This is a genomic window from Pseudomonas sp. D5(2026) (assembly GCF_057766845.1).
On the sequence record NZ_CM173421.1, the window covers coordinates 4,280,824 to 4,307,609 of the forward strand.

The following is a 26,786-nucleotide window of genomic DNA, read 5'->3' on the forward strand; positions in this document are numbered from 1 at the left end:
TCAGGGCGCCTCGACCAGTTGCCCGTCGTCACCTGCCGCCAGCCGCATCAATGCGCCATGGCCAACCTCGACCTGCAGCAACTGCTCCCTGGGCAAGCCACGGGCACGGGCCAGTAACAGCCGCATCACGCCGCCATGGGTCACCAGCAGCACGCGCTTGCCGGCATGCTGAAGGCGCAAACGCTCGACCGCCGCCAGCACCCGTTCGGCGAACGCCTCGACCGGTTCGCCATTGGGCGGTGTGAAGGCGTAAGGGTCGGCCCAGAAACGCCCCAGTGCATCGGCCTGGTGCTCCATGATCTGCGCCGCAGTTTGGCCCTCCCAATCACCGAAGTGCAGTTCCTGCAGGGCGGGCTCACGCTGCACTGGCAGTTTCAATTGCGCACCCAGCTCATCGGCAAAACGCCCGCAGCGCTGCAGCGGCGAGCTGACCAGCACCTGCCATGGACCGGCGTCGGCCACGGCGCGGCGCATCTGCAGCCAGCCCTTGTCGGTCAAGGCATCATCAAGGCTGCCACGCAGGCCGCCCTGTTCCGTTTCACCATGGCGCAGCAAGTCGAGGATCATGCCGGGCGGTCCGCCACCGCGGCCTCGGCAAAGGTCGCCATCTGCCCATGCAGCGCACAGGCCAGGCGCAACAGCGGCACCGCCAGGGCAGCGCCACTGCCCTCACCCAGTCGCAAGCCCAAGGCCAGCAAGGGTTCGGCCTGCAGCGCAGCAAGCAAGCCCTTGTGCCCAGGCTCAGCCCCCTGGTGAGCGAACAACAACCAGGCCCGACACTGCGGGTTGAGGCGCACTGCCACGAGCGCAGCGACACTGCAGATAAAGCCATCCACCAGCACCGCGACACCCGCCTGCGCGCAACCGAGGTAGGCACCGGCCAACGCCGCGATCTCAAAACCGCCAACACAGCCCAGTACCTGCAACGGGTCTTCAGCACGCAGGCCATGCAGGCGCAGCGCCCTTTCGATGACTTCGGCCTTGTGCTGCACCCCGGCGTTGTCCAGGCCGGTACCCGGACCGCTCAGCGCCGACGCCGGGCACCCTAGCAGAACACTGGCCAAGGCTGCGGCGGCGGTGGTGTTACCAATGCCCATCTCGCCACCGATGAACAGCTGCGCGCCCTGTTCGGCAGCGCGCTGGGCACTGTCGCGGCCGGCCTGCAAGGCCGCTTGCAGCTGGTTTTCGCTCATCGCGGGTTGACGGGCAAAGTTGGCAGTACCGGCGCCCAGACGCAGATGGCGCACGCCGGGCAGCTCCAACTGCGCGTCAATGGTGCCCAGGTCGACCACGTCCAGGCTGGCCTGCAGTTGCCGCGCCAGCACACTGATCGCCGCGCCCCCGCCGACGAAGTTACGCAGCATCTGCCCGGTCACCGCCTGCGGGTAGGCCGAGATGCCCTCCTCGACCACGCCGTGGTCGCCTGCAAAAATGGTGATAGCTACCTGATCCAGTGCTGGTCGTTCAAGGCCCTGAAGGCCAGCCAGCTGAATGGCCAGCTCTTCAAGTTGGCCGAGCGAGCCAGCAGGTTTGGTCAGTTGCTGCTGACGGGCGCGGGCCTGGTCCATGGCGGCGTTGTCGAGGGGTTGGCAGGCGTCACGCCACCAGGCTTGGGTCATAGTGCAGGTCCTTTGAGAATTAGGGGCAGGCCGGCCACGGTCAGCACGACACGCTGACAGCGTTCGGCCACAGCCTGGTGCAGCCAGCCGGCCAGGTCGACATAGCGCCGGGTCAGCTCGCCCATGGGCACCACGCCCAGGCCGGTTTCGTTACTGACCAGGATAAGGGTGCCAGGTAACTGTTCCAGGCACGCCAACAGGGCATCACGCTCCTCGGCCAGGCGCTGGTCATCTTCGAGCATCAACAAATTGGTCAGCCACAGGGTCAGACAATCAACCAGCAGGCAGCGCCCTTCGGCCGCCTCGGCGCGCAGTACCGCAGCCAGGGCCAAGGGCTCTTCGATCAACCCCCAGTCATCCGGCCGACGCTGGCGATGCAGCAACACGCGTTCGTTCATTTCACCATCCAGCGGCTGGCTGGTGGCGATGTAGGTCACCGGCAAGCCGCTGGCACTGGCCAACTGTTCAGCCAGGCGGCTTTTGCCAGACCGGGCACCACCGAGGATCAGGTTACGCATATCAGGCCACCCCACACAGCTGGCACAATTGTGCGGTGTCCAGGTGCTTTTCCACCAGATCGGCCAGGCGCTCGATGTCGTGTTCGCGCAACGCTTCGTAGTCGATAACCTGCACATCCTCCAGCCCGGCCCAGCGCAATAGCGCGGCACACGACTGGCTGCCTTCGAACAGGCCATGCAGGTAGGTGGCGAGGATCTGGCCATCGGCACTGACAGCACCATCATGGCGGCCATCAGCCAGTTGGACTGCGGGTTGCTCCAGAGCAGGCCCGGTGGTCACGCCAGCATGAATTTCATAACCGGTTACCGTTGCCGCCCCAAGGCTCAGTGTGCCGGCAACATTTCGCAGTTGCTTCTCGGCTTCGAGCACCGTGGCATAGTCGAGCAGGCCGAGCCCCTGACTTGAACCTGCGGCCCCCTCCAGCCCCAGCGGATCATGCACTTCGCGCCCCAGCATCTGCAGGCCACCGCAGATACCGATCAGCTTGCCGCCATAGCGCAAGTGCCGCTCGATAGCCTTGTCCCAACCGCGCTCGCGCAGTTGTGCCAGGTCGCCGCGCACGCTCTTGGAGCCCGGCAAGATGATGAGGTCGGCAGCCGGAATCGGCTGGCCCGGGCCGATGAACTGCAAGTCCACCTGCGGGTGCAGGCGCAGCGGGTCGAAGTCGGTGTGGTTACTGATACGCGGCAGCACCGGCACGATCACCTTGAGCACACGCTCGTGCTTGACGCCCTGGCGCACATCGATGCCGTCTTCGGCTTCCAGGTGCAGGTCAGTAACGTAAGGCAGGACGCCCAGCACCGGTTTGCCGGTGCGTTGTTCCAGCCAGTCCAGCCCTGGCTGCAGCAGGGCGATATCGCCACGGAAGCGGTTGATGACAAAACCTTTGACCCGCGCCTGTTCAGTGGGCGACAGCAATTCCAGCGTGCCCACCAGATGGGCGAATACTCCACCGCGGTTGATGTCGGCCACCAGGATCACCGGGCAATCCACCGCTTCGGCAAAGCCCATGTTGGCAATATCGCCGGCACGCAGGTTGATCTCTGCCGGCGAACCCGCGCCTTCGACCATGACCACCGGGTACGCGGCACTCAGGCGCTGGTGAGAAGCCAGCACTGCCTGCATGGCCGTGGTCTTGTAGTCGTGGTAGGCCACTGCATTCATGCTGGTGACCGCGCGACCGTGGATGATGACCTGGGCGCCGGTATCGCTGTTGGGCTTGAGCAGCACCGGGTTCATGTCGGTGTGCGGTTGTAGCCGGCAGGCCTGGGCCTGCACCGCCTGGGCACGGCCGATTTCGCCGCCATCAGCCGTCACCGCGCTGTTCAGCGCCATGTTCTGTGGCTTGAATGGCACCACAGCGACCCCCTGGCGCAGCAGCCAGCGGCACAACGCGGTCACCAATGTGCTCTTGCCTGCGTCGGAGGTGGTGCCTTGCACCATGAGGGTCGTCATGCCGTTTCCTTTTGATAAGCCGCCAAGGCCTGGGCCAGGCGTTGTTCGTCCGCGGCGCAGGCAGGCAACCCCAGGCGCACGGCCGCTGGCTGTTCGAACAACCGTACAAGGATGCCGCGCCGGGCGAGAAATTCATGCAGTCGCGCAGCATGCGCGCTACGCACGTACTGGAACAGGTCGCAGCCACCGCTGGGCGCCAGGCCGGCCGTGTGCAGCACGTGCGCAAGCCGCTGGCTGGCAGCAGCACAGCGTTCGGCCTGCGCGCGCTGGGCAGCTTGATCAGCCAGACTGGCCTGGGCCAGTACTCGGGTCGGGCCATTGACGGTCCATGGGCCGAGCAGCTCGGCCAGGCGCAGCAGCAAGCTGCGTTCGGCGGCAACGAAGCCCAGGCGCACGCCGGCCAGGCCGAAGAACTTGCCAAACGAGCGCAGCACGATCAGCCCCGGGCGTTCGGCGCAGTCCACCACGCTGTCTGCCGGGGTGTTGTCCATGAATGCTTCGTCGACCAGCAGCCAGCCACCGCGGGTAGCCAGGCGGGCATGCCAAGCCAGCAGGCGTTCGCGCGATACCCGGTGGCCGGTCGGGTTGTTGGGGTTCACCAGCACCAGCACATCGAGGCCGTCGAGCGCAGCCTCAACTTGCGCCTCCTCCAGCGCCAGCAGTTGGTGCCCCACCCGTTGCCAGGCATAGGGGTGTTCGGCATAGCACGGCGTCAGCACGCCTACCCGGGCGGCTGTTCGCAGCAGCGGCAAGGCCTGGATCGCGGCCTGGGAGCCGGCGACCGGCAGCAACTGGCGGGCGCCGTAATACGCGCGCGCGGCGTCCTCCAGGCCGTCCTCGGTTTCCGGCAGGCGGGCCCAGGCGTCGACGGGAATCGGCGGGATCGGGAATGGCCAGGGCGCAATGCCGCTGGACAGGTCGAGCCACTGCTCACGGGCGATACCGTATTGCTGCACCGCGCGAAGCAGGCGGCCACCATGTTCAAGCATTGATATACGCCCCCAGGCAGATCACCAGCAGCCACAGCCACACGCCGCGCTGCACCAACTGCCAGCCGCGCTCGATGGCATCGGCATCGGCCACTGGCCCCTCGCCCAGGCGCGGCCGCTCATGCAACTCGCCGTGGTACACCGCCGGGCCACCCAGCTCCACGCCCAGCGCACCGGCGCCGGCAGCCATCACCGGCCCGGCGTTGGGGCTATCCCACAGCGGGCCCTGTTTGCGCCAGCAGACCAGGGCCAGACGGGTCTTGCCCAACAGGGCATACGTCAGGGCCACCAGCCTTGCAGGTATATAGTTGAGCACATCGTCGATGCGCGCCGCGCACCAGCCAAAGCGCTCGAAGCGTTCGTTTCGATAGCCCCACATGGCATCCAGCGTGTTGCTGAGGCGGTACAGCACCACGCCGGGCGCACCGGCCACCACAAACCAGAACAACGCGGCGAATACTGCATCGCTGCCGTTCTCCAGCACCGACTCGGTCGCCGCTCGGGCCACTGCTGGCTCGTCCAGTTCGCGCGTTTCGCGGCTGACCAGGTAGCCAACCCGGCGCCGCGCCTCCGTCAGATCGCCTTGGCGCAAAGCGTTGGCCACCGGCAGCACATGCTCGCCCAGGCTGCGCAGCCCCACGGCGCAGTAAAGCGCCAGTACGTCAACCAGCCAGCCGATATATGGCAGCCACGAAAGGACCAGCGCCACCAGGGTCAGCGGCACAACCGCCAGAAACCACGCACTCACGCCGTGGCTACGCCAGCCGCGCCCGCCAGCATTCAGACGGCGCTCAAGGTTGCCAGCCATATTGCCGAAGGCCACCAAGGGGTGGCGGCGCTGTGGTTCGCCCAGCAACGCGTCCAGGGCCACCCCGGCCACGGTCAGCAAGGCCACGCTCATTGACGCTCTCCCCATTGGTTTTCGTAAAGCATTTCACTCAGCGGCCGCTCTTCGGCCCAGTTTTCCTGCACCAACATCGGCACCGGGTAGAACTCGGCGACCGGCCCAAGGCACAGTACCGCCACCGGCTTGGCACCGGCGGGCATGCCCAGCAGCGCGGCCAACGCCTGCGGGTCGAACAGCGACACCCAGCCCATGCCCAGCCCTTCGCCACGCGCGGCCAGCCACAGGTTCTGGATGGCACAGGCCAGCGAGGCCAGGTCCATCTCCGGCAGGGTGCGGCGGCCGAAGATGTGTGGTTCGCGGTTGTCCATCAAGGCCGCCACCAGCAGCTCGGCGCAATCGTTTATGCCCTCCACCTTCAGTTTCATGAAGGCATCGGATCGCTCGCCCAATGCCTCGGCCGTGCGTATCCGCTCCGCCTCCACCAAGGCCTGGATGCGCCCGCGCAGGTCACGCCGGGTGATACGGATAAATCGCCATGGCTGCATAAGCCCGACACTGGGCGCCTGATGCGCGGCGGCCAGCAAGCGGCCAAGCAGCTCGGGCGCTACCTGGCCACCCGCGAAATGGCGCATGTCGCGGCGCTCGCCGATGGCCCGGTAGATTGCGGCGCGCTCGGCGTCGCTATAGGCGTGATCATTCATGGTCGCAACAGCGCCGCCGCCGCATCCGGGCAGGAAGGGAAATAGAAGTGCACGTAAGAGGCCGTCAGCCGGCCCAGACGATAGACCGCCTCGTTGCCACGCCCGCCGTTGGGGCTCAGACCGCGGGCAATCGGTTCCAGCGCAGTACTGGTCAGCGAATGGTGATAGGTGTGACCGCGCAAGGTCCCCTCCGGCAGCTCCACTGCCTGCAGCGCCAGGGCGGCCAGGCGCTTCTGCATGGTGGCTTCACCCGGCAGCAGGCCGAGCAGTTCGGCACGTTCACCGGCCACGTCAGTCAGGGCATCGAGCAGGTACAGCATGCCACCGCACTCGGCCAGCAATGGCTTGCCCTGCGCATGGTGGGCGCGGATTGCTTCGCACATCGGTGCGTTGGCGGCCAGCGCATGGTGATGCAGCTCTGGATAACCACCCGGCAGATACAGGCTGTCGACTGCCGGCAGTTCGCGGTCGTGCAGCGGCGAGAAGAACACCAGCTGGGCACCAAGGTTGCGCAGCAGGTCGAGGTTAGCGCCATACGTGAAGGCGAACGCCTCGTCCCGCGCCACGCCAATGCGCACACCGGCCAGCGAGGCAGCGCAGGTTTGCGGTTCGGGCTCGGCAAAGCTCACTGGCGGCGGCAACGCCGCATCGCAACTGGCACCCAGCGCTTCGGCGGCAGCGTCCAGACGGGTATCCAGGTCATTCAGCTCGCTGGCCTGCACCAGGCCCAGGTGGCGGCTGGGCAGTTCGATGCCGCGCTCGCGGGACAAGCCGCCATACCAGCGCAAGCCTTCGGTCAGGCTGCCTTCCAGCAGTTGCGCATGGCGCAGGCTGCCTACCCGATTGGCCAGCACGCCGGCGAACGGCAGATCGGCCTGGTAACGCGCCAGGCCCAGAGCCAGGGCGCCGAAGGTCTGGGCCATGGCTGTGCCATCGATCACCGCCAGCACCGGCACGCCAAAGTGGCGTGCCAAGTCGGCGCTAGACGGGGTGCCGTCGAACAGCCCCATCACCCCTTCGATGAGGATAAGGTCAGCCTCGCCGGCAGCCTCCCACAGCAGGCGACGGCTTTCCTCGGCACCGATCATCCACAGGTCCAGCTGATACACCGGCGCGCCACTGGCCCGTTCGAGAATCATCGGGTCAAGAAAGTCGGGCCCGCACTTGAACACCCGCACCTTGCGCCCGAGGTTACGGTGCAGGCGGGCCAGCGCAGCAGTGACGGTAGTCTTGCCCTGGCCAGAGGCCGGTGCCGCGATCAACACGGCGGGACAGTGGCGCGATCGACTCACAGTTCGACGCCTTTCTGTGCGCGGATACCGGCCTGGAAGGCGTGCTTGAGCATGCCCATTTCGGTCACGGTATCGGCCAGCTCGATCATCTCGGGCTTCGCAGCGCGGCCAGTGACAATCACATGCTGCATGGGCGGGCGGGCCTGAATGTCGGACAGTACCTGGTCCAGGTCGAGGTAACCATGCTTGAGGGCGATGTTGAGCTCGTCCAGCACCACGAACTGTACACCTGGGTCCTGCAACAACTGGCGCGACACCGCCCAGGCGGCTTGCGCAGCAGCAATGTCACGCTGGCGGTCCTGGGTTTCCCAGGTAAAGCCCTCGCCCATCACGTGGTAGCGCACCTGTTCGGGGAAGCGACGGAAGAACAGTTCCTCACCGGTGCTGTTGCGGCCCTTGATGAACTGCACCACGCCGCACTGCATGCCATGGCCCAAGGCGCGCGCGAGCATGCCGAAGGCCGAACTGCTCTTGCCCTTGCCATTGCCGGTCAGCACCAGCAGCAGGCCGCATTCGTTAGGGGAATTGGCGATGCGTTCGTCGATGACCGCCTTCTTGCGCTGCATGCGCGCCAGGTGGCGTTCGTCGCGTTCGGTGGATTCGCTCATCAGGGTTCTCCGCTGGCTGGCACCACGGCAACGCGCGGCGACAGGTAATAGGCAGGCAAACGGAGAACGCGCAGAGGCCATGGCAGGGCGCCACGGTGCACCGCGCATCACCCTCCGTGATGCCGTTGGCAGTATCAGGCCGGTCTCCGGGCTTGTGAGTGGGCCTTTGCCCTGGCCTGCGCGCCTTCCCGGATGCTGGCATCCAGTGGCCCTGCGCGGCCTTTTACTCATTTACCGTTGCGGGGGCAGCGCCGGAATCGCGCCATGCTGGCGCCCACCGGCTTCCCAGTTTCACCCTGCCCAGTCGGGGCTGGCAGGGCACCTGAAACACGCCGCGAAGGTTAGAGGGTTGCACCGGGAGCGTCAATCGAAGCGGGTGATCAGGCGGGTGAGCAAAGCAACATGAATCTCGGCAGCCGCTAGCGGCCCCGAGCTCAACGGGGCCGCTGAACAGGCATGGACATCAGGGGTTCTGCGCCAGATGCCCTTGCGGAATCACCCGCTTGGCCTGCAGGTAGGCCTTGGCCCAGTAGCTGTTGGAGAGGTAGTCCAGGCGGACAGTGCCACCCGTGGAGGGAGCATGCACGAAGCGCCCGTCCCCTACATAGATGCCGGCATGGCTGACCTGCGAGCCGCCACTGGTGGCGAAGAACACCAGGTCACCGGACTGCAGTGAACTGGCATCCACCGTCGGTGCACGCATGACGATCATCTCTCGTGTCGAGCGCGGCAGGCTGATGCCGGCAGCATCACGGTACACATATTTGATCAGGCCGCTGCAGTCGAAGCCGGAGTCCGGCGTATTGCCACCCCAACGATAAGGCGTGCCAACCAGACCAATGGCACGAATCAGCACGTCATCGGCAACCGGTGAAGGACTGGGTTGGCTATAGGTAACCTGCGGCTGTACCACAGGGGCCGGCGCAGGCGCACGGCTGGAGCATGCAGCCAGCAAGGCTGCCAAGGAGAGAAATGCGAAGCGCGCCATCTTTACCATGGCCAGAACATCCTGTCTGAGACCGCTGCGCTGCAGCCGAAAAGAGTTGAGAATTTAGATTAGACGCTTTCTGTAAATGCGCACGGCGGTGTGCTTTTTTTCAAAGCATCACCGCCGCGGCAGGGTACATCATTTTGACATCAGTTGCGCGCGATGTTGGTCGGCGCCATGGCCAAGGCTCGCTTGGCTTCAATGAAGGTCTTGCTCCAGTAGCGATCACCGAGGTTGTCGATGCGCACACCGCCGCTGCGGCGGCTGCTGGAGTGGATGAACTGATTGTCACCCAGATAGATGCCGGCATGGCTCACCCGGCCTCGGCCATTGGTGCTGAAGAACAGCAAGTCACCTGGCTTGAGTTTGTTGCGGGCCACTTTTGGCGCATCTACCTTGATCATTTCACGCGTGGAGCGCGGCAGCGTCATGCCCGCCTCTTCGCGGAACAGGTAACCGATGAAGCCACTGCAGTCGAAGCCGGACTTTTCCGAGGTACCACCGAAGCGGTAGCGGGTGCCGATCAACGACATGCCGCGCTCGAGAATGCTGTCAGCCAGAACGGGCAATTGGTAAGGCTTGCTGCCAGAGAAAGACGCCAGGTCATCTTCGGTGGCCAGCTCTTCCGGCTCGCCGAATACCGCCGAGGGAGAGGCTTTGGCCTTGATTGCCGATTGTGCGGTGACCGGGGTGTGATCCTGGGGCTGAGATACCGGGCCTTGGGCCGCGCAGCCAAAAAGCAGGGTCACGAGTGCGAGTGGCACGAGGGGTGCGAAGCGCTTCAGCATGGGCACGACCGTGTCTGTAATCCTTTAGAAGGGTGAAACTATGCCCTCTATCATGGCCATTTGCAAATTTTATCGAAAAAGATGTGACTTTTTTGTTCTACCGCTCTGGCCCAGTGTTTTCAGGGGGTTACCAGCCGAGGGTTTCCTTGAGAAAAGGAATGGTGAGCTTGCGTTGTGCCTGCAATGAGGCCTGGTCGAGACGCTCGAGCAAGTCGAACAACGCGCTCATGCTCCGCGCGCCGCGGGTGAGGATGAAATGGCCGACTTCGTCGGTAAGGTGCAGGCCACGGCGCGAAGCACGTAGCTGCAAGGCGCGAAGCTTGTCTTCATCGGACAGGCCGCGCATCTGGAACACCAGGGCCAGGGTCAAGCGCGACTTCAGGTCCGGCAGTTTGATCGGCAGCTCGCGCGGTGATGCCGAGGCTGCCAGCAGCAAGCGTCGGCCGCTGTCGCGCAGGCGGTTGAACAGGTGGAACATGGCCTCTTCCCAATCGGCCTTGCCGGCGATCACATGCAGATCGTCGATGCATACCAGTTCGTACTGGGCCAGGTAGTCGAGCAGCTCTACGCCACGATCGAGCAATTGCGCCAGGGGCAGGTAGACAGCGGGCTCGCCGCGTTGCTGGAAGCGATGGGTGGCAGCCTGCAGCAGGTGGGAACGGCCAACACCCTGCTTGCCCCACAGGTAGATAAGGCTCTCGGTCCAGCCGGCGTCGGCTTCGCATAGCCGCTCGACGTAACCCAATGCCGCAGCATTGGCGCCCGGATAGTAGTTGATGAAGGTGGCGTCATCGCGCAGGCGCACACCCAGGGGCAACTGGATCGGTGGTTTCATGCTCGCGGGCGGTCGACAGGACCGCAGGGGGCCTTTGGTGAACAATGTGCAAAGTCTATACCCGCAACGCGGGGCGCACAATCTCGACTGCGGATAGGGCAAGCAAAATCAACAAGTTGCGCTGTGCAAGCGAACCGCGGATGCAGGCGCGAAAAGGCCCAAGACAAACGCGTGGCGTTCAAAGCTCCGGGTCGATATTCCCGGCGTACATGTCCGATTCCTTGTACAGAGCATGCACATGCCGCAGCAGCACCATGATCACCGCCGCCACCGGCAGCGCCAGCAGCACGCCAGTAAAGCCGAACAGTTCGCCACCGGCGAGGATGGCAAAGATTACCGCAACCGGGTGCAGGCCGATGCGATCGCCCACCAGCAGCGGGGTCAGCACCATACCCTCCAGTGCCTGCCCGACCATGAACACGGCAACGATGCCCAGCATCGGGTACAGGTCGCCACCGAACTGGAACAGGCCGGCCACCAGCGCAGCACCAATGCCAATGATGAAGCCCATGTACGGCACGATGGCCGCAAGGCCTGCGAGCATGCCGATCAGCAGACCGAGTTCGAGCCCTACCAGCATAAGCCCGGCAGAATAGATGATGCCCAGAGCCAGCATCACCATCAGTTGCCCGCGCACGAATGCGCCCAGCACTTCATGGCATTCACCTGCCAGGCCCATCACTTGCGGCTCGCGCTGGCGCGGCAGCAGGCCGCGCAGCTTGCCCATCATCAGGTCCCAATCGCGCAGCAGATAGAAGCCCACTACCGGGATCAGCACCATGTTGGCCAGCCAGGCCACCAACGCCAGGCTGGAGGCGGTGGCATGGGACAGCAGCATGCCGACGATATCGGTGGTCTGCCCCATGTGCGCGCCAATGGCGGCCTTGATCTTGTCGAACTTCCAGAAGCCCTCGGCCAGGCCAAGGCTGCCCTGTACCCACGGCAGCGCTACATGCTCGAGCCAATCGAGTATCTGCGGCACCAATTCGTACAGGCGCACCAACTGCTTGGCCAGCATCGGCACAAGCACCAGCAACAAGCCCAACAGCACCAGGGTGAACAGGCCGAACACCACCACCACACCCCAGGTACGCGATAGCCCCAGGCGCTCGAGGCGATCGACCAGCGGGTCAGCCAGGTAGGCCAGCATGATGCCGACCAGGAACGGCGTAAGGATGCTGTGCAGGCTATAAAGCAGCACAGCGATCAGCAGCGCAGCGCCCAGCCAGATCCAGCGACGCATGTCGGTCACGGCGAGCGCCCCTTACCAGCGAAAACGCAAGCCGTCGAACGGCTTGGGCGCTGGCTGCGCAGGTACGGCCTCCCCGGCAGCGGCGTCCACTGCCGGTGCTGGCATGGCCGGCACCGCGGGCGCCTGCTCTACGGGCACTTCCTGCAGCTTGGCCAGGCCAAGCTGGGCACGCAACTGTTCACGATTGCCAGTAACGCCGTAGGTCAAGGTAGTGCCTTCGGCCGCCTGCAAGTGTGGGCCGTAGGGCTCCAGCACGCGGGCCAGTTCGGCGTAGCGCTGCAGGTTCATGCCCTGCACTTGCACCTGCAATTGGCTGCTGGCACCCGGCCGGGTAACGTAGCGCGGTGCCAGGCGGCTGCTCACCGCCAGCATCACCGCGTCAGCCAAGGCTGCCTGATCGGCACCCTCGGCATTGCCCTGCTCACGCTGGTCGCCCAGCCACAGCTGCCACTTGCCCTGCCACTTGCCGTCGGCTTCCTGGGCATGTACCGCCAGCAAAGCATCGGCACCGTAGCGCTCGGATGCTTCGCGCAGCTGCGCCGGGTCGCTGCCTTCGATCTGCTTGGCATTGGCGACCAGTTGCTCCTGCAGGTCGGCCAGCGGCAAGCGCAGCGGCAGACCACGGTGCTGCGCGGCGCGGCGCAGGGGTTGGGCACTGGCCTGGCCATCACCGACCAGGCTGCTGCCCTCAACACTGTCGTTCAACCACCACCCCAGTATCGAGGGCCGGTTACTGCCCCACAGGGCCAGGCCAGCCTTGCGCAAAGCCCGCTCGGTGCTACCAGGGTCGAACTCGACCACCACCGACTCGGGCGGGCCGGCTTCGCTGCCCACCTGGTTGATGATTTGCCGAGGGTCCTTACGCAGCTCGGCCAACGCCGGGCTTTGCGCTGCCTTTGGGTCACCGGTCAGACGCTGCACCAACGTGTCCAGAGCTTTGGCCGTGGCCTCGGTACGGGCTTCGGCGCCCGGCCCGGTGACCGGCTCGCGCACCTGATAAAGGCCTGAGACATTTTCAGCCAGGGCAGTGGCCGAGATCAGCGCCAGGCAACCGGCTGCCAGAATATTGAACAAACGCATGGAGGATTCCTGTCCAGTTACCGCAATGCCTATACCTTATACACGGGGGCGCCAGGTAACCAGCCGCGGGGCGTGAAAGATTGCTTGCAGGTGTTGTCGGGCTTACCGGTGTTCGCCTTGAGCGGTTCAGCGCCAGTGAGATCGCGCGCCTGCCCGCGCGGCGCATCGCTGTTCCCTCAAGGCGAACGCCCCAACTAATTATCTTTTTCATGCCCTGCCCGTCGGCCTGAGGATGGCCGCTGCCCGGCAACCCTGATAAAATCGCGCGCCTTCACAGACCACTGACGTTTCAGACCGCCGCCGCTTACCAGCCGGCCTTGGCCGTCATGGTCGTTTTTAAGAATCCCTCCCTCCTAAAGGCCTGGATCAATGAGCAAGCAACCCTCCCTGAGCTACAAGGACGCCGGTGTAGACATCGACGCCGGCGAAGCACTGGTCGAACGCATCAAGGGCGTGGCAAAACGCACCGCACGCCCTGAAGTCATGGGTGGCCTGGGCGGCTTCGGCGCCCTCTGCGAGATCCCGGCCGGCTACAAGCAGCCGGTGCTGGTCTCCGGCACCGACGGCGTCGGCACCAAGCTGCGCCTGGCACTGAACCTGAACAAGCACGACAGCATTGGCCAGGACCTGGTCGCCATGTGCGTCAACGACCTGGTCGTCTGCGGCGCCGAGCCACTGTTCTTCCTCGACTACTATGCCACTGGCAAGCTGAACGTTGACGTGGCCGCCACCGTGGTCACCGGCATCGGCGCCGGTTGCGAACTGGCCGGCTGCTCGCTGGTCGGTGGTGAAACCGCCGAAATGCCTGGTATGTACGAAGGCGAAGACTACGACCTGGCAGGTTTCTGCGTAGGCGTGGTGGAAAAGGCCGAGATCATCGACGGCTCCAAGGTTACCACCGGCGACGCGCTGATCGCCCTGCCGTCCTCGGGCCCGCACTCCAATGGCTACTCGCTGATCCGCAAGATCCTCGAAGTGTCGGCTACCGATATCGAGAACACCCAGCTGGACGGCAAGCCGCTGACCGACCTGCTGATGGCGCCGACCCGCATCTACGTCAAACCGCTGCTGCAACTGATCAAAAACACCGGCGCAGTCAAGGCCATGGCCCACATCACCGGCGGCGGCCTGCTGGACAACATCCCGCGCGTACTGCCGAAAAACGCCCAGGCCGTGGTTGACGTGGCCAGCTGGCAGCGCCCGGCGGTGTTCGACTTCCTGCAGGAAAAAGGCAACGTCGACGAGCACGAAATGCACCGCGTACTGAACTGCGGTGTGGGCATGGTCATCTGCGTAGGCCAGGACCAGGTCGAAGCCGCCCTGAACGAACTGCGTGCCGCTGGTGAGCAACCGTGGGTCATCGGCCACATCGCCGAAGCCGCCGAAGGCGCTGCCCAGGTCGAGCTGCAGAACCTCAAGGCACACTGATGCCGAGCAAGACCTGCAATGTAGTGGTACTGCTGTCGGGCTCCGGCAGCAACCTGCAAGCCCTGATCGACAGCTGCCAAGGGCAGGACAGCCCGGTGCGTATCCGCGCGGTCGTATCCAACCGCGCCGATGCCTTCGGCCTGAAGCGCGCTGCGGCGGCCGGCATCGACAGCGTCGTGCTCGACCACACCCAGTTCGACGGCCGGGAAGCCTTCGATGCCGCGCTGATGGCGCACATCGACGGCTTTGCCCCGGACCTGGTGGTGCTGGCCGGTTTCATGCGCATCCTCAGTGGCGACTTCGTGCGCCACTATCAGGGCCGCCTGCTCAATATCCACCCATCGCTGCTGCCCAAGTACAAGGGCCTGCATACGCATCGCCGGGCATTGGAAGCTGGCGACGCCGAGCATGGCTGCAGCGTACACTTCGTGACTGAGGAACTCGATGGCGGCCCACTGGTCGTACAGGCTGTGGTACCGGTGGCGTCTGACGACACCGTCGAAAGCCTGGCACAGCGGGTACACCATCAGGAACACCTGATCTACCCACTGGCGGTGCGCTGGTTCGCTGAAGGGCGCTTGCGTCTTGGCGAACAGGGTGCATTACTGGACGGCCAGCCACTGGCGGCCAGCGGTCACTTGATTCGATCCTAGGAGAATTTATGCGTCGCGCCCTGCTCTTGGCTCTCGCCGTGCTCGCCCTGCCCCTCCAGGCAGCTGATCTGAAGCCCTTCTCGGCCAGCTACACCGCCGACTGGAAACAGCTGCCCATGAGCGGCACCGCCGAGCGCAGCCTGGTCAAAAATGCCAACGGTACCTGGGACCTTAACTTCAAGGCTTCCATGATGATCGCCAGCCTGACCGAGGAAAGCACCCTGCGTCTGGACAACGACACCCTGCTGCCGCAGAAGTACCACTTCGAGCGTGGCGGCCTGGGTAAGGCCAAAAAGGTAGACCTGAACTTCGACTGGAGCACCAAGAAGGTCACCGGTAGCGACCGTGGCGATGCCGTCAGCCTGCCACTGAACCGCGGTGTACTGGACAAGTCGTCCTACCAACTGGCCCTGCAGCACGACGTGGCCGCAGGCAAGAAGAGCATGACCTATCAGGTGGTCGACGGCGACGAGATCGACACCTACGACTTCCGCGTGCTGGGCACCGAAAAGGTCACCACCAAGACCGGCCAGGTCGATGCAGTGAAGGTCGAGCGCGTGCGCGATCCAAGCCAGAGCAAGCGCATTACCGAGCTGTGGTTCGCCAAGAACTGGGACTACCTGCTGGTGCAACTGCGCCAGGTAGAGACCGATGGCAAGGAGTACGTGATCGTGCTGCAGGATGGCACGGTCGATGGCAAGCCGGTGAAGGGCAACTGATCCTGCACTGCCTGCAACACCTGAAGCCCCGCCCAGTGCGGGGCTTTTCTTTGCTGCGAAGAGACCCGTTCAGGCGGCATACCTCCCTGCTTCATGAAACTTGTTTCATGCCTGTTTTACTTACTTAGTCTGCTAACAAACTCTATAAAGAGGGTGTGCGACACACTGTCGCAGCCATCTTGAAGAAGTGGAGTTTACCGATGACTGTCCAAGTAACCGAACGCGACGAATCGAAAATGTCCCACGAAGGCCTGGCCGCTGGCGTGCGGATCTGGGATGTGTACCAACAAGGCCAACTGGTGGGCATGTTCCATAACGAACACGAAGCACACCAATACCGCGTAGAGCTTGAAGACCTGGAAAACCAGCGCGCCACGCAATGACCCTGCCCCTTGTTGCGACCCCATGATTGATCTGGGCTCAGAGAACAACCCCACAATACCGCGCATTACCGGAGCATTGTGGGGTTGTCATGACAGGGCCTACACCACCCCGAAACGCACCTCCACCGACAGACTGCCCAGGTTATCGCTCAGGCCAGCCCCGTAACGCCCGTCCAGGTCGTCATTGATGCACAACTGCAACTCACCTTGCTGGCCACGCGGCAATTGCACCTGGTTGCCGACCAGGAACGGCACGCCGCTGTTGCCGATACGCCCGATCAACGCCCCTTCCGGTTGACCGGGCAAGGCATAACCGGACTTCGCGATCAACCTTGGGTTGCCCGCCGCGCCGACCATCCCGGTGGCCGGGTTGGCCGTCCACTGCCCGCCCGTACAGACCGCCAACTGCCAGCTCTGCCCATTGACCTGCATGCCCGTGCCCTGCCAAGCCCGGTTGGCCTGCACCTGTACGGTGCACTTAAGCAGGTCGCTGGCCACCACGTCAGCGGCCTGGAAGGTCAACGCGGTAATGGTCAAGGTCGGGTTGGCGGTGCCGGTGGTGGGGAACACGCCGTCGCCGACCAGGAACAGGTTGGGGTGGTCCCAACTGCGCTGATCCTTGTCCACCACCGACTTGGTGCGGTCCGAGCCCATGCGGTAGGTGCCCATCAAGTGGCCAGCGCCGTAGAACGCGTAGTTCTGGCCGTCGTACTCGAACACCGTTTGCGAACCGGGCTCGAGCTTAGGGTTCAGGTCGGTCAGCTCGGTGGCGCCCATCAGCTCGGTGATGATGTGCGTGGCGGCCAGGCGCGCCTGCTTGAAACCCTCCTTGGTGTAGTCGGACAGTTCGTAGGTGATCTGTGGCCGAGGCAGGCCCAGGCCGTCGGTGAACTCCGTGCTCCTCTCCACCCGGCAAAGCGCTTTGTCAGGGTCTTTCTCCACCTGTTCGATCAAGAAGCCCAGACGGAACTGGCGGGTCAGCACGCTATTGAGCTGCTGCACCAGCGCCTGGCCGGACAATGCCAGCTTGTTGGGGTTAGCGCCGCCATGGTTGGTGCCGTCGATGAAATCGCAGACTGAGGTGTAGGGGTCGTTTACCGACCAGTTCCAGCCCTCGTTGCCGATTTCGATACGCCAGGCGGCACGCTGGCTGCGGAACGGGCCATCGCGCATGTCCTCGATCCCCGAGGTGGACAATGGCCCACGGAACGGGAACAGCGGCTTGCCTTCGGGCATCAGGCCCCAGGCCAGGTACACCGGGTGGTCAGCCAACGCCTGGCCGACCTGGCCGCTACTGTTGGCGACCCCTTTAGGGCTGTTCGGGCCGATGGAGTTGAGCAGCAGTTTCGGTGTTTCGATCGCGTGGGCGGCAATCACGTAACGTTTGCCCTGGGCCGTGCCGTTCTGGCGCGTACCATTGTTCTGGTACTGAATGAAATCGATTCCCGTGACCCCATTGGCATCGACCTGCACCTGGCTTGCCACGGTCTGGTAGAGGATGCGCACGTTGCCGGTATCCAGTGCCTTGGCCATGGTCACGGTGGCGTCGTACTTGGCCTGGATCGGGCAGATCGGCGTGCAGCTGGTGTTGCCAGCGCACACCCGGCGGCCGTTATCATTCTGCGAGTTGCGCCCGGCAGGGGTCTGCCGGACATTGAGGGTGACGCCTGGGTACGGCTTGCCGTCGGGCCCCTTCTCCGGGCTCTGGTACACCGTCCCCGTGACGTTCTTGCCCAGGCCCTGGTCGACCAGCGACGGCGGGATGCCATGCATGCTGTATTTGTAGCCATGCGGGAAGGTCACGCCCAGGTAAGTCTGCGAGGCGACGTCGGCAGACACGCCCATCTCCTCTTCGGCGCGGCAGTAGGCGATCTGCAGGTCGTCGTAACTGATCGGCCAATCGACCCCGACGTTGTAGGCAGTGCGCATGCGAAAGTCGTTGGGCAGCAGGCGCAAGGCCGTACCCATCCAGTGCCACATGGTGCCCCCGCCTACCCGCTCGTAAGTGCTGGCGAACAGTTGCGGCCCCTTCTGCACCAGGTAGCTCTTCTGCGCCTTGTTCGGGTCTTGGCTACCCGCGGTGATCAGGTCCTGGATGGTCGCCCTTGGCGCGAACTGCGTGGCCGGGGTCTGCTCGCTCTGCTCAGGTGGGTACGGCGACTCGGGCGCTTTGAGCACCGCGGTGTAGAAGCGCTCCAGGTACTCGCTGCGATTCGGCGGAATGGCCGGGCCCGATTCGAGCACCAGCACTTTCAACCCGGTCAGGCCCAACTGGTAGGCCATGACACTGCCGGCCATGCCGGCGCCCACCACGATCACATCGGCGGTTTCGATGTTCTGGGTTTGTACATTGCTCATGGCTGCTGCCCTTCCTTGGCGTCGACACCGGTGAATTGCTTAAGGGTCGGTGGCTGCTCACCCCAGTATCCGAAATGGAACTGGCTGTAGCCCATGGGGTGGGATTGGGCGATCCTCCACGCCCAGCTCTCCTTGTAGGCCTGGTCGGAGACCACACGCGTATCACCCGTGCGCGCGTTGCCCAGGTCGTAGGGTTGATACCAACTGCCGAGCAACCACAGCTTCATGATCGAGCGGGCGCCTTGGACAATTTGCGGGTTCGCGTTATCGAGCACGGCACTGGCGATTTGCGCAGGCGGCTGGCTCTGGATGCCGGCGTACAGCTCCAGCAGGCTGCTGAACGCCTCGAGGCCCATGCCTTGCTGGGCGGTGGCGAAGAACACCGGCGGCAGGTTGATCGGGTCGACGGACGGCGCCAGCAGCTTGGCCGACAGGCCAGTGAGCACGGCGGACAAGCCGATGAAGTTTTGCAGGTTCTGGTCGCTCATGGCATCACTCCTTGGCGCCGGTGGATTGGGCACGTTCAAGCAGGAAAGTGAAATCGGCGAAGCTGGTGCGCGGTGACTGAGTCACGCGGGTGGTCGCGTTGTTGTGGCACTCCATGCAGCTGGACGAGGCTTGGGGGGTAGTGCCCTGGTTGTAGGTCTCCAGGGTGGCGTTGGCCAGGAAGTTCGGCGCAGGCGTACCTAACGGGTTGGTCGGCGACGGCACCTGGCAGTCATCGGCCGGGGCGGTGGGCCACTGGGTGCTGATCAGGTGGTAGTTGGCCCACACCGTGCCCTTGAGCGCACCTTGCCACTGCGCGTTGAGCTGTTGGGTGGCGGCGGTGACGGGAATTTCACGCACGATCTGCGAGGGGATGGCCTTCTTCGACGGGTCCCACGGTTGCGCGGGCGGCTCGTTCACCGGGCGATCGCTGGCCTGGGCGTCGTAGAACAGGTAGGGCCCCTTGCGCTCGTTCATTGGCGTGGTCTTTTCCGGCACGTTGCGCACGTGCTCGAACGTCGACCATACCCACTGCGGTGCGCCCTGGGTCTTGTGCACGATGTGCAGGCCTACCAGTCCGACCTTTTGTGCATTGCACGACTCGGGGATCACCGCCCCCTTGTTCGGGTCGGCATTGCCGGGCGTATAGACCAGCGCGTCGACGGCGTGGAATTCCTGCGGGTTGTCGCTGCCATCGAGCACTTTCCAGGCCGACTTGACCATGATCGCGCCAACCTGCCGGGCTTTTTGCGAACCGCAGGCGAAAGCAATGCGGTTGTCGGCCTTGCTCAGGAACGCTTGCTGGCCTTCCTTGCTGTACAGGCCATTGTTGACGATGTCATCGAACATCGGCTTGTTGACCATGATCGCGTTGCGCGTGTAAGTGCCACTTTGGTCGACCAACGGGCCGGTCTTGAACGGCTGGATGAACTCATCGAGCACGCCGGCGACCTTGCCCATCTGCTGCAGCACCGGCAAGTCACCCTTGCCTTGGCAGGCCGCGGGCACTGGCGCCTGCTGGTCCCAGCCAACAGGTTTCTGTCCCTTGGGCAGGAAGATCTCGTAGCTTTCTTTCCACGACTCCCACACCGTCTTTCCGGGTGCGCCGATCTGCGCCGAGGTGTTGGCGCTGCCGTCGGCGTTGGCGGGCCAGTTCAGGGCGACGAAGGTCTGCCACGACAGCACGTCGAAATCGTGTTGCAAGCTGTCCAGCGTGAAGGGGGGATTGGCGGTGACGTCGAAGGGAACTGCAGGTGACAGCACCGGCGGGCTGGCCGCATCGGCCATGGCGAGCGCACTGGTGAAGCTCGCACCCAGGCACGCCAACCGTTTCAGGGTTATTTTCATTGTCGTCTCCTCAGCAGATAAAGCGTCGGGACGACGAGGCGTACTGGCCCTTCCTGGACCGAATGTTCAGCGCTATCCCTGACGCTAAGCTGGAGGCTAGCCGCTGTGCCAGAACCCTAGGAAATGTCCGACGAACGGAAGGAACCAAGGCAATGGCGCAGCTGACTGATCGCGCCGGTTCGGCGAGCTGCGAACCAACGCGTTTTTTTTACGATGGCCGCAGAAGCGACCTTGCGTCACGAAAGGGCCGCAAAGCGGCCCTGGCGATCATGAATGAACCGCATTACCGCCAGGGCGGTGATTTCCTGTTTACCACATCAGATCATCAGGGATCTTGTAAGCCGCGTACGGGTCGTCTTCGTCCGCTTCCTCGACATGGCTATTGAGCAGCAGAATACGGTCGGGGTCGCGTTCCTGGATCTTCAATGCGGCCTCACGGGGGATCACCTCGTAACCACCGGCATGGGCTACCACGGCCAGCGCACCATTGCTCAGCTTGGTACGCATGAGGGCGTTGACGGCAATGCGCTTGACCTTCTTGTCGTCGACGAAGTTGTAGTAATCCTCGGTGTTCAGCTTGGGTAGTCGAGTGGCCTCGATCAGTTGCTTGACCTGCGCGGCACGGGCCTTCTGCTCGGCCTTTTCCTGCTGCTGGCGGTTCAGTTCCTGGTCACGCCTGGCTTTTTCAGCCATGGCTTCCTTGGCCATGCGCTGCTGGCTGTCGTCGATCTCGACCTGGCCTTTGTGCTCCATGCGCTTCTGTTTCTTTTCAGCTTTGTTGGTCTGCGAGACCTGTTTCTGGTTGACCAGACCGGCTTTGAGCAATTGGTCGCGAAGGGAAAGGCTCATGAATACTCACTCACTTATGCAACAGCTCAGCCGCAGCTGGGCAGGTTCTTTTCCTGACGTTTGGCTTCACCCCAAAGGGCATCCAGCTCGTCAAGGTCACAATCTTCAATGGGGCGGCCACTGTCGCGCAATGCCTGTTCGATAAAACGGAAACGTCGTTCGAACTTGCGATTGGCGCGGCGCAGCGCATGCTCTGGGTCTTGCTTTAGGTGGCGGGCGAGGTTGACCGCAGCAAACAGCAAGTCGCCGACTTCATCTTCCAGCGCATCGGCGTCGCCGTCGGCCATGGCCTGTAGCACTTCATCCAGCTCTTCGCGGACCTTGTCCAGCACCGGCAACGCCGCCGGCCAGTCGAAACCGACCGTGGCCGCACGTTTTTGCAGTTTGGCTGCCCGCGACAGCGCCGGCAAGGTTGCCGGCACGTCATCAAGCAGCGACAGCTGTTCGGGCTGGCTCTTCTCCGCGCGCTCTTCGGCCTTGATTTCTTCCCAGCGCGACTTGACCTGGGCTTCGCTCAGGCTGGGTGTATCCACCGGCGCGTACAGTTCGCCAGTGGGGAATACGTGCGGGTGGCGGCGGATGAGCTTGCGGGTGATGCTGTCGACCACGCCATCGAACTCGAAACGCCCTTCTTCGCGGGCCAGCTGGCTGTAGTAGACCACCTGGAACAGCAAGTCGCCCAGCTCGCCTTGCAGGTGCTCGAAATCGCCGCGCTCGATGGTGTCAGCGACCTCGTAGGCCTCTTCGAGGGTGTGCGGGACAATGCTGGCGTAGTTCTGCTTCAGGTCCCACGGGCAGCCGTACTGCGGGTCGCGCAGGCGGGCCATGAGATGCAGCAGGTCGTCAAGGGTGTAGGTCATACAGGCAGGTCCTTCGGTGGTGGCTTCTTCGCGGGCTTGCCCGCTCCCACAGGTACGGTGCAGATTTCGAAACCTGCATCCATCCTGTGGAGCGGGCAAGCCCGCGAAGCTGGCGCCACGGTCTCAAGGGGTACGATTACGCCGCGTCTCGATGATGTTCGGCAACTGCGAGATCCGCCCCAGCAGGCGCCCCAGCGCGTCCAGGCCAGGGATCTCGATGGTCAGCGACATCAGCGCGGTGTTGTCTTCCTTGTTCGAACGGGTGTTCACCGCCAGCACGTTGATCTTCTCGTTCAACAGCACCTGCGACACATCGCGCAGCAGACCCGGGCGGTCGTAGGCACGGATGACGATGTCGACCGGGTAGGTCTGCACCGGGATCGGCCCCCAGCTCACCTGGATCATGCGCTCTGGCTCCTTGCCCGCCAGTTGCAGTACCGAGGCACAGTCCTGGCGATGAATGCTCACGCCACGGCCCTGGGTGATGTAACCGACAATGGCATCGCCCGGTAGCGGCTGGCAGCAGCCGGCCATTTGTGTCAGCAGATTGCCGACACCCTGGATCTGAATGTCGCCACGCTTGCCGGTACGCGGCCCGGTAGGCTTGCGCGGCACCAGTTCGATCTGCTCGATACGCTCGGGCTCCAGCAACTGCTGGGCAGCGTTGACCAGATGAGCCAGGCGCAAGTCACCAGCACCGAGCGCGGCAAACATGTCCTCGGCAGTCTTGACGTTGGTCTTCTCGGCCAGGCGCTCGAAATCAACCTGCGGCAGGCCCAGACGACTGAGCTCGCGCTCAAGCAAGGTCTTGCCGGCTGCAACGTTCTGGTCGCGGGCCTGCAACTTGAACCAGTGGACGATCTTGGCCCGCGCCCGCGAGGTGGTGACGTAGCCCAGGTTGGAGTTCAGCCAGTCACGGCTGGGGTTGCCGTGCTTGCTGGTGATGATCTCCACCTGCTCGCCAGTCTGCAGGCTGTAGTTCAGCGGCACGATACGGCCGTTGATCTTGGCGCCGCGGCAGTTGTGGCCGATCTCGGTGTGCACGCGGTAGGCGAAGTCCAGTGGCGTGGCGCCCTTGGGCAGGTCGATGGCGTGGCCGTCGGGCGTGAACACATAAACCCGGTCAGGCTCGATGTCGACCCGCAACTGCTCGGCCAGGCCACCGATGTCGCCCAGCTCTTCGTGCCACTCCAGCACCTGCCGCAACCAGGAAATCTTCTCTTCGTAGTGGTTGGAACTGGGTTTGACGTCGGTGCCCTTGTAGCGCCAGTGCGCGCATACCCCAAGCTCGGCCTCTTCGTGCATGCCGTGGGTACGGATCTGCACTTCCAGCACCTTGCCCTCGGGGCCGATTACCGCCGTGTGCAAGGAGCGGTAGCCGTTCTCCTTGGGGTTGGCGATGTAGTCGTCAAACTCCTTGGGAATATGCCGCCACAAGGTGTGCACGATGCCCAGCGCGGTGTAGCAGTCGCGGATTTCCGGCACCAGCACGCGCACCGCACGCACGTCGTAGATCTGGCTGAACTCCAGGCCTTTGCGCTGCATCTTGCGCCAGATCGAATAGATATGTTTTGCCCGACCACTGATGTCGGCATTTACGCCAGTGGCGAGCAACTCGTTCTGCAGCTGGGTCATCACGTCGCTGATGAAGCGCTCGCGGTCCAGCCGCCGCTCATGCAACAGCTTGGCGATCTGCTTGTACTGGTCGGGCTCCAGATAGCGGAAAGAAAGGTCTTCCAGCTCCCACTTGATGTGACCGATACCCAGGCGGTGCGCGAGTGGCGCATAGATATCGAACACTTCACGTGCGACGCGCAGGCGTTTCTCATCGTCGGCGGACTTGACCGCACGGATTGCGCACGTGCGTTCGGCCAGCTTGATCAGTGCCACGCGCACGTCGTCGACCATGGCCACCAGCATCTTGCGCAGGTTCTCGACCTGCGCCTGCGAGCCCAGCACCAGCGACTGTCGCGGGCTGAGGCTGGCACTGATGGCGGCCATGCGCAGCACGCCGTCGATCAGCTTGGACACCACCGGGCCAAAACACTGGCTGACCTCGGCGAGGGTGACCTTGCCCTCGCGCACCGAACGGTAGATGACCGCAGCCACCAGGGAATCCTGGTCGAGCTTGAGGTCAGCCAGAATTTCGGCGATTTCCAGGCCAGCCTGGAAGCTGGACGTACCATCCGCCCAGGAATGCTTGGCCGGGTTGCCCTTTTTCTCTACCTCAAGAGCAAACTCGCAGGCTTCTTTCAGCGCTGCGCGATCCAGTGCCGAATCGACGCTTACCACATGGTCCAACCATGCTTCGAGATTGATACTGCCGTCTGTGTTGACCGGCTGGTGCACTCTCACCTGTACCATCTTTGTTTTACCTTTCCATGCAGCACACCATACGGGTGTGCTGGCGATCACCGTGCGGCCGCCCTTCCGTGGCAACCGCACCAAGGGGCCAGTCAGCTAGCCCGCTTCGAATAACGCCATGGCCTCGACATGCGCCGTCTGAGGAAACATGTCGAGAATCCCGGCCCTTTTTAACCGGTACCCCTGGCCGACCAGCACTTGGGCGTCTCTCGCCAGCGTGGCCGGGTTGCACGATACGTAGACCAGCCTTCTGGCCTTGAGGCGGGCGATGCCTTGCACCACCTCGAAAGCACCGTCGCGCGGAGGATCCAAGAGTACCGCAGAAAAGCCCTCGGCGGCCCATCCGGTGCCTGCCAAAGGCTGCGATAAATCGGCCTGAAAAAACCGTGCGTTATGCACATTGTTGTTCCGGGCATTGGCCGCGGCCCGATCGACCATGGCCTGTACACCTTCCACTGCCACCACCTCACGCGCCTGGCGAGCCAGCGGCAGGGCAAAGTTGCCCAGCCCGCAGAACAAGTCCAGCACACGCTCGTCGGCCTGTGGCGCGAGCCAGGCCAAGGCCTGCTCGATCATCGCGGTATTGACCTGGGCATTCACCTGCACGAAGTCGCCCGGGCGCCAGGCCAGCTCCAGCTGCCAGGGTGCCAGGGCAAAGCCCAACTGTGCAGCAGCGTCCACGGGCGCCGGCTCAGCTTCGCCTTGCAGCCACAGCTGGGCATTGGCCTGCTCGCAAAACGCTTGCAGCCTGGCCTGGTCCTCAGCCGGCAACGGCATGACGTGGCGCACCAGAACCGCCTCGGCGGTGCCACTGAACAGCTCCACATGGCCCAGCGCCTGCGGTTTGCTCAACGAGCGCAGCACAGTCGGCAAGTGGCGCAGAATCGACTGCAAGGGCTGTACCAGCACGGCGCAATCGTCGATGGCAATGATGTCCTGGCTGGCTTCGGCGCGGAAGCCCACCTCCAGTTGACGCGCCTTGACGTCCCAACGCACAGCCACACGGGCCCGGCGCCGGTAGCCAAATTCCGGCCCGCTCAGGGGGGTGGCCCATTCCTCGGGTTGCACGCCGGCCACCCGCTGCAGCTGCTCGGCGAGGGTGCGCTGCTTCAGCGCCAGTTGCGCTTCGTGCGGCAGGTGCTGCAGGTTGCAGCCACCGCAGCGGGCGTAGTAGCGACATGGCGCCTCACGGCGCTCGGGCCCGGCCTGCAGCAACCGCTCCAGGCGGGCTTCGACCACTTTGCCACGGGCGTTGAGCACCCGCGCCTCCACGACCTCACCGGCCAAAGCGCCGCTGACGAACCAGGTACGCCCGTCGAGGAAGGCGATGCCACGGCCGTCACCGGCCAGGCGCTCGATGTCCAGGCGCTGCTTCTTGCCCACGGGGACCTGGGGGGTGCGATTGCCGCCGGCCGGCTGGAAGCGCAGGCCGCTGTTGCTTTTTTTCTTGGACATTTAGCGTGGATCAAACAGGCCAGTGGACAGATAACGGTCGCCGCGGTCGCAAATGATCGCAACCATCACGGCATTTTCCACTTCGCGGGACAGGCGCAACATGGCCGCCACCGCACCACCAGAAGACACGCCGCAGAAAATGCCCTCTTCACGCGCAAGGCGACGGGTGGTGTCTTCGGCTTCCTGCTGCGACATATCGACCACGCGGTCGACCCGGGTGGCGTCGAAGATCTTCGGCAGGTATTCCTCGGGCCAGCGGCGAATGCCCGGAATGGCCGAGCCTTCCATCGGTTGCAGGCCGATGATCTGCACCGCGGGGTTCTGTTCCTTGAGGTACTGCGAGCAGCCCATGATGGTACCGGTGGTCCCCATGGAGCTGACGAAATGGGTAATGGTGCCCTGGGTCTGCTGCCAGATCTCCGGGCCGGTGCTGTTGTAGTGGGCGATCGGGTTGTCGCCGTTGGCGAACTGGTCGAGCACCAGGCCACGGCCTTCGGCCTGCAGCTTCTCGGCCAGGTCACGGGCGCCTTCCATACCCTCCTCCTTGGTCACCAGGATCAGCTCGGCGCCATAGGCCGTCATGGCGGCCTTGCGCTCGGCGGTGGAGTTGTCGGGCATGATCAGGATCATCTTGTAGCCCTTGATCGCCGCCGCCATCGCCAGGGCAATGCCCGTGTTGCCGGAGGTGGCTTCGATCAGGGTATCGCCCGGCTTGATCTGGCCCCGCAGTTCGGCGCGAGCGATCATCGACAGTGCCGGGCGGTCCTTCACCGAGCCGGCGGGATTGTTACCTTCAAGCTTGAGCAGGAGGGTATTGCTGGTTTCGCCAGCGATGCGCTGCAGGCGAACCAGTGGCGTATTGCCGACGCAATCGGCGATGGTTGGGTACTGCACGGTCATGGGCGTATTTC

General features: G+C 63.9%; 26 protein-coding genes and 1 riboswitch. Of the genes, 4 read left to right on the top strand and 22 right to left on the bottom strand.

The features are described from left to right. The 14 genes from AC3B5Q_RS19805 to AC3B5Q_RS19870 all read right to left on the bottom strand — a co-directional run bounded on the left by AC3B5Q_RS19805 (position 1) and on the right by AC3B5Q_RS19870 (position 12,973). On the bottom strand, positions 1–567 hold the full coding sequence (locus AC3B5Q_RS19805) for a histidine phosphatase family protein (protein WP_021782514.1): 567 nt from the start codon (positions 565–567) through the stop codon (positions 1–3). After that, positions 564–1,619, bottom strand: a complete 1,056-nt coding sequence (gene cobT, locus AC3B5Q_RS19810; RefSeq protein WP_101196193.1) for a nicotinate-nucleotide--dimethylbenzimidazole phosphoribosyltransferase — start codon at positions 1,617–1,619, stop codon at positions 564–566. The genes AC3B5Q_RS19805 and cobT overlap by 4 nt, the downstream gene beginning before the upstream one ends. Continuing rightward, positions 1,616–2,137, bottom strand: coding sequence for a bifunctional adenosylcobinamide kinase/adenosylcobinamide-phosphate guanylyltransferase (cobU, locus tag AC3B5Q_RS19815; protein ID WP_003252463.1), 522 nt, complete (start codon positions 2,135–2,137; stop codon positions 1,616–1,618). Before cobU ends, cobT begins: the two co-directional genes overlap by 4 nt. A 1-nt stretch (position 2,138) precedes the next feature. Further along, positions 2,139–3,593, bottom strand: coding sequence for a cobyric acid synthase (locus tag AC3B5Q_RS19820; RefSeq protein WP_021782516.1), 1,455 nt, complete (start codon positions 3,591–3,593; stop codon positions 2,139–2,141). Next, positions 3,590–4,582 (bottom strand): threonine-phosphate decarboxylase CobD, encoded by a 993-nt coding sequence (gene cobD, locus AC3B5Q_RS19825; protein ID WP_084850376.1) that lies wholly within the window; start codon positions 4,580–4,582, stop codon positions 3,590–3,592. The genes AC3B5Q_RS19820 and cobD overlap by 4 nt, the downstream gene beginning before the upstream one ends. Then, complete coding sequence (cbiB, locus tag AC3B5Q_RS19830) at positions 4,575–5,483, bottom strand: adenosylcobinamide-phosphate synthase CbiB (RefSeq protein WP_103443846.1); 909 nt, start codon at positions 5,481–5,483, stop codon at positions 4,575–4,577. The genes cobD and cbiB overlap by 8 nt, the downstream gene beginning before the upstream one ends. Next, the gene (gene bluB / locus AC3B5Q_RS19835; RefSeq protein WP_021782519.1) at positions 5,480–6,130 is read right to left on the bottom strand and encodes a 5,6-dimethylbenzimidazole synthase; all 651 of its coding nucleotides are present in this window, start codon (positions 6,128–6,130) and stop codon (positions 5,480–5,482) included. The genes cbiB and bluB overlap by 4 nt, the downstream gene beginning before the upstream one ends. Further along, positions 6,127–7,422 carry a cobyrinic acid a,c-diamide synthase CobB gene (locus AC3B5Q_RS19840; RefSeq protein WP_021782520.1) on the bottom strand — a complete coding sequence of 432 codons (1,296 nt, stop codon included), beginning with the start codon at positions 7,420–7,422 and terminating at the stop codon, positions 6,127–6,129. Before AC3B5Q_RS19840 ends, bluB begins: the two co-directional genes overlap by 4 nt. Continuing rightward, positions 7,419–8,030: a cob(I)yrinic acid a,c-diamide adenosyltransferase gene (gene cobO / locus AC3B5Q_RS19845; protein WP_014754250.1), complete on the bottom strand. Its 612-nt coding sequence runs from the start codon at positions 8,028–8,030 to the stop codon at positions 7,419–7,421. Before cobO ends, AC3B5Q_RS19840 begins: the two co-directional genes overlap by 4 nt. Before the next feature lie 120 nt (positions 8,031–8,150). Beyond that, positions 8,151–8,371: riboswitch (cobalamin riboswitch) on the bottom strand. Between the two features lie 122 nt (positions 8,372–8,493). Further along, the gene (locus AC3B5Q_RS19850) at positions 8,494–9,027 is read right to left on the bottom strand and encodes a C40 family peptidase (protein WP_021782521.1); all 534 of its coding nucleotides are present in this window, start codon (positions 9,025–9,027) and stop codon (positions 8,494–8,496) included. Positions 9,028–9,167: 140 nt separating this feature from the next. Further along, positions 9,168–9,806: a C40 family peptidase gene (locus AC3B5Q_RS19855; protein ID WP_021782522.1), complete on the bottom strand. Its 639-nt coding sequence runs from the start codon at positions 9,804–9,806 to the stop codon at positions 9,168–9,170. 127 nt (positions 9,807–9,933) lie between these two features. After that, entirely contained in the window at positions 9,934–10,641 is a 708-nt protein-coding gene (gene hda / locus AC3B5Q_RS19860) for a DnaA regulatory inactivator Hda (protein ID WP_003252443.1), read from the bottom strand. 178 nt (positions 10,642–10,819) lie between these two features. Continuing rightward, positions 10,820–11,893 carry an AI-2E family transporter gene (locus AC3B5Q_RS19865; RefSeq protein ID WP_021782523.1) on the bottom strand — a complete coding sequence of 358 codons (1,074 nt, stop codon included), beginning with the start codon at positions 11,891–11,893 and terminating at the stop codon, positions 10,820–10,822. A gap of 12 nt (positions 11,894–11,905) precedes the next feature. Beyond that, positions 11,906–12,973 carry a DUF2066 domain-containing protein gene (locus AC3B5Q_RS19870; RefSeq protein ID WP_021782524.1) on the bottom strand — a complete coding sequence of 356 codons (1,068 nt, stop codon included), beginning with the start codon at positions 12,971–12,973 and terminating at the stop codon, positions 11,906–11,908. 369 nt (positions 12,974–13,342) lie between these two features. On the opposite strand from AC3B5Q_RS19870, the gene purM reads away from it, so the two are divergent. From purM to AC3B5Q_RS19890, 4 genes are all read left to right on the top strand, one after another. Then, positions 13,343–14,401: a phosphoribosylformylglycinamidine cyclo-ligase gene (gene purM, locus AC3B5Q_RS19875; RefSeq protein WP_021782525.1), complete on the top strand. Its 1,059-nt coding sequence runs from the start codon at positions 13,343–13,345 to the stop codon at positions 14,399–14,401. Then, positions 14,401–15,054 carry a phosphoribosylglycinamide formyltransferase gene (gene purN, locus AC3B5Q_RS19880; protein ID WP_021782526.1) on the top strand — a complete coding sequence of 218 codons (654 nt, stop codon included), beginning with the start codon at positions 14,401–14,403 and terminating at the stop codon, positions 15,052–15,054. The genes purM and purN overlap by 1 nt, the downstream gene beginning before the upstream one ends. A gap of 8 nt (positions 15,055–15,062) precedes the next feature. Next, positions 15,063–15,773 (top strand): DUF3108 domain-containing protein, encoded by a 711-nt coding sequence (locus AC3B5Q_RS19885; protein WP_021782527.1) that lies wholly within the window; start codon positions 15,063–15,065, stop codon positions 15,771–15,773. Positions 15,774–15,973: 200 nt separating this feature from the next. After that, positions 15,974–16,156 (top strand): hypothetical protein, encoded by a 183-nt coding sequence (locus tag AC3B5Q_RS19890; protein WP_021782528.1) that lies wholly within the window; start codon positions 15,974–15,976, stop codon positions 16,154–16,156. 99 nt (positions 16,157–16,255) lie between these two features. Here AC3B5Q_RS19890 and AC3B5Q_RS19895 read toward each other — a convergent pair whose 3' ends face one another. The 8 genes from AC3B5Q_RS19895 to cysM form a co-directional block, all read right to left on the bottom strand. After that, complete coding sequence (locus tag AC3B5Q_RS19895; RefSeq protein WP_488392723.1) at positions 16,256–18,514, bottom strand: GMC oxidoreductase; 2,259 nt, start codon at positions 18,512–18,514, stop codon at positions 16,256–16,258. Further along, on the bottom strand, positions 18,511–19,002 hold the full coding sequence (locus AC3B5Q_RS19900) for a sorbitol dehydrogenase (RefSeq protein WP_084850381.1): 492 nt from the start codon (positions 19,000–19,002) through the stop codon (positions 18,511–18,513). Before AC3B5Q_RS19900 ends, AC3B5Q_RS19895 begins: the two co-directional genes overlap by 4 nt. A gap of 4 nt (positions 19,003–19,006) precedes the next feature. Further along, a complete protein-coding gene (locus AC3B5Q_RS19905) occupies positions 19,007–20,347 on the bottom strand; it encodes a cytochrome C (RefSeq protein ID WP_084850382.1) in 1,341 nt (446 codons plus the stop codon). Between the two features lie 309 nt (positions 20,348–20,656). Then, entirely contained in the window at positions 20,657–21,196 is a 540-nt protein-coding gene (locus AC3B5Q_RS19910) for a DUF2058 domain-containing protein (protein ID WP_021782532.1), read from the bottom strand. A 26-nt stretch (positions 21,197–21,222) separates the two neighbouring features. Next, entirely contained in the window at positions 21,223–22,056 is an 834-nt protein-coding gene (gene mazG / locus AC3B5Q_RS19915) for a nucleoside triphosphate pyrophosphohydrolase (protein WP_028698018.1), read from the bottom strand. Between the two features lie 123 nt (positions 22,057–22,179). Beyond that, positions 22,180–24,420, bottom strand: a complete 2,241-nt coding sequence (gene relA, locus AC3B5Q_RS19920; RefSeq protein WP_021782534.1) for a GTP diphosphokinase — start codon at positions 24,418–24,420, stop codon at positions 22,180–22,182. Positions 24,421–24,516: 96 nt separating this feature from the next. Then, positions 24,517–25,875: a 23S rRNA (uracil(1939)-C(5))-methyltransferase RlmD gene (gene rlmD, locus AC3B5Q_RS19925; protein WP_392522399.1), complete on the bottom strand. Its 1,359-nt coding sequence runs from the start codon at positions 25,873–25,875 to the stop codon at positions 24,517–24,519. After that, positions 25,876–26,775, bottom strand: a complete 900-nt coding sequence (gene cysM, locus AC3B5Q_RS19930; protein WP_003252416.1) for a cysteine synthase CysM — start codon at positions 26,773–26,775, stop codon at positions 25,876–25,878. Positions 26,776–26,786: the final 11 nt, after the last annotated feature.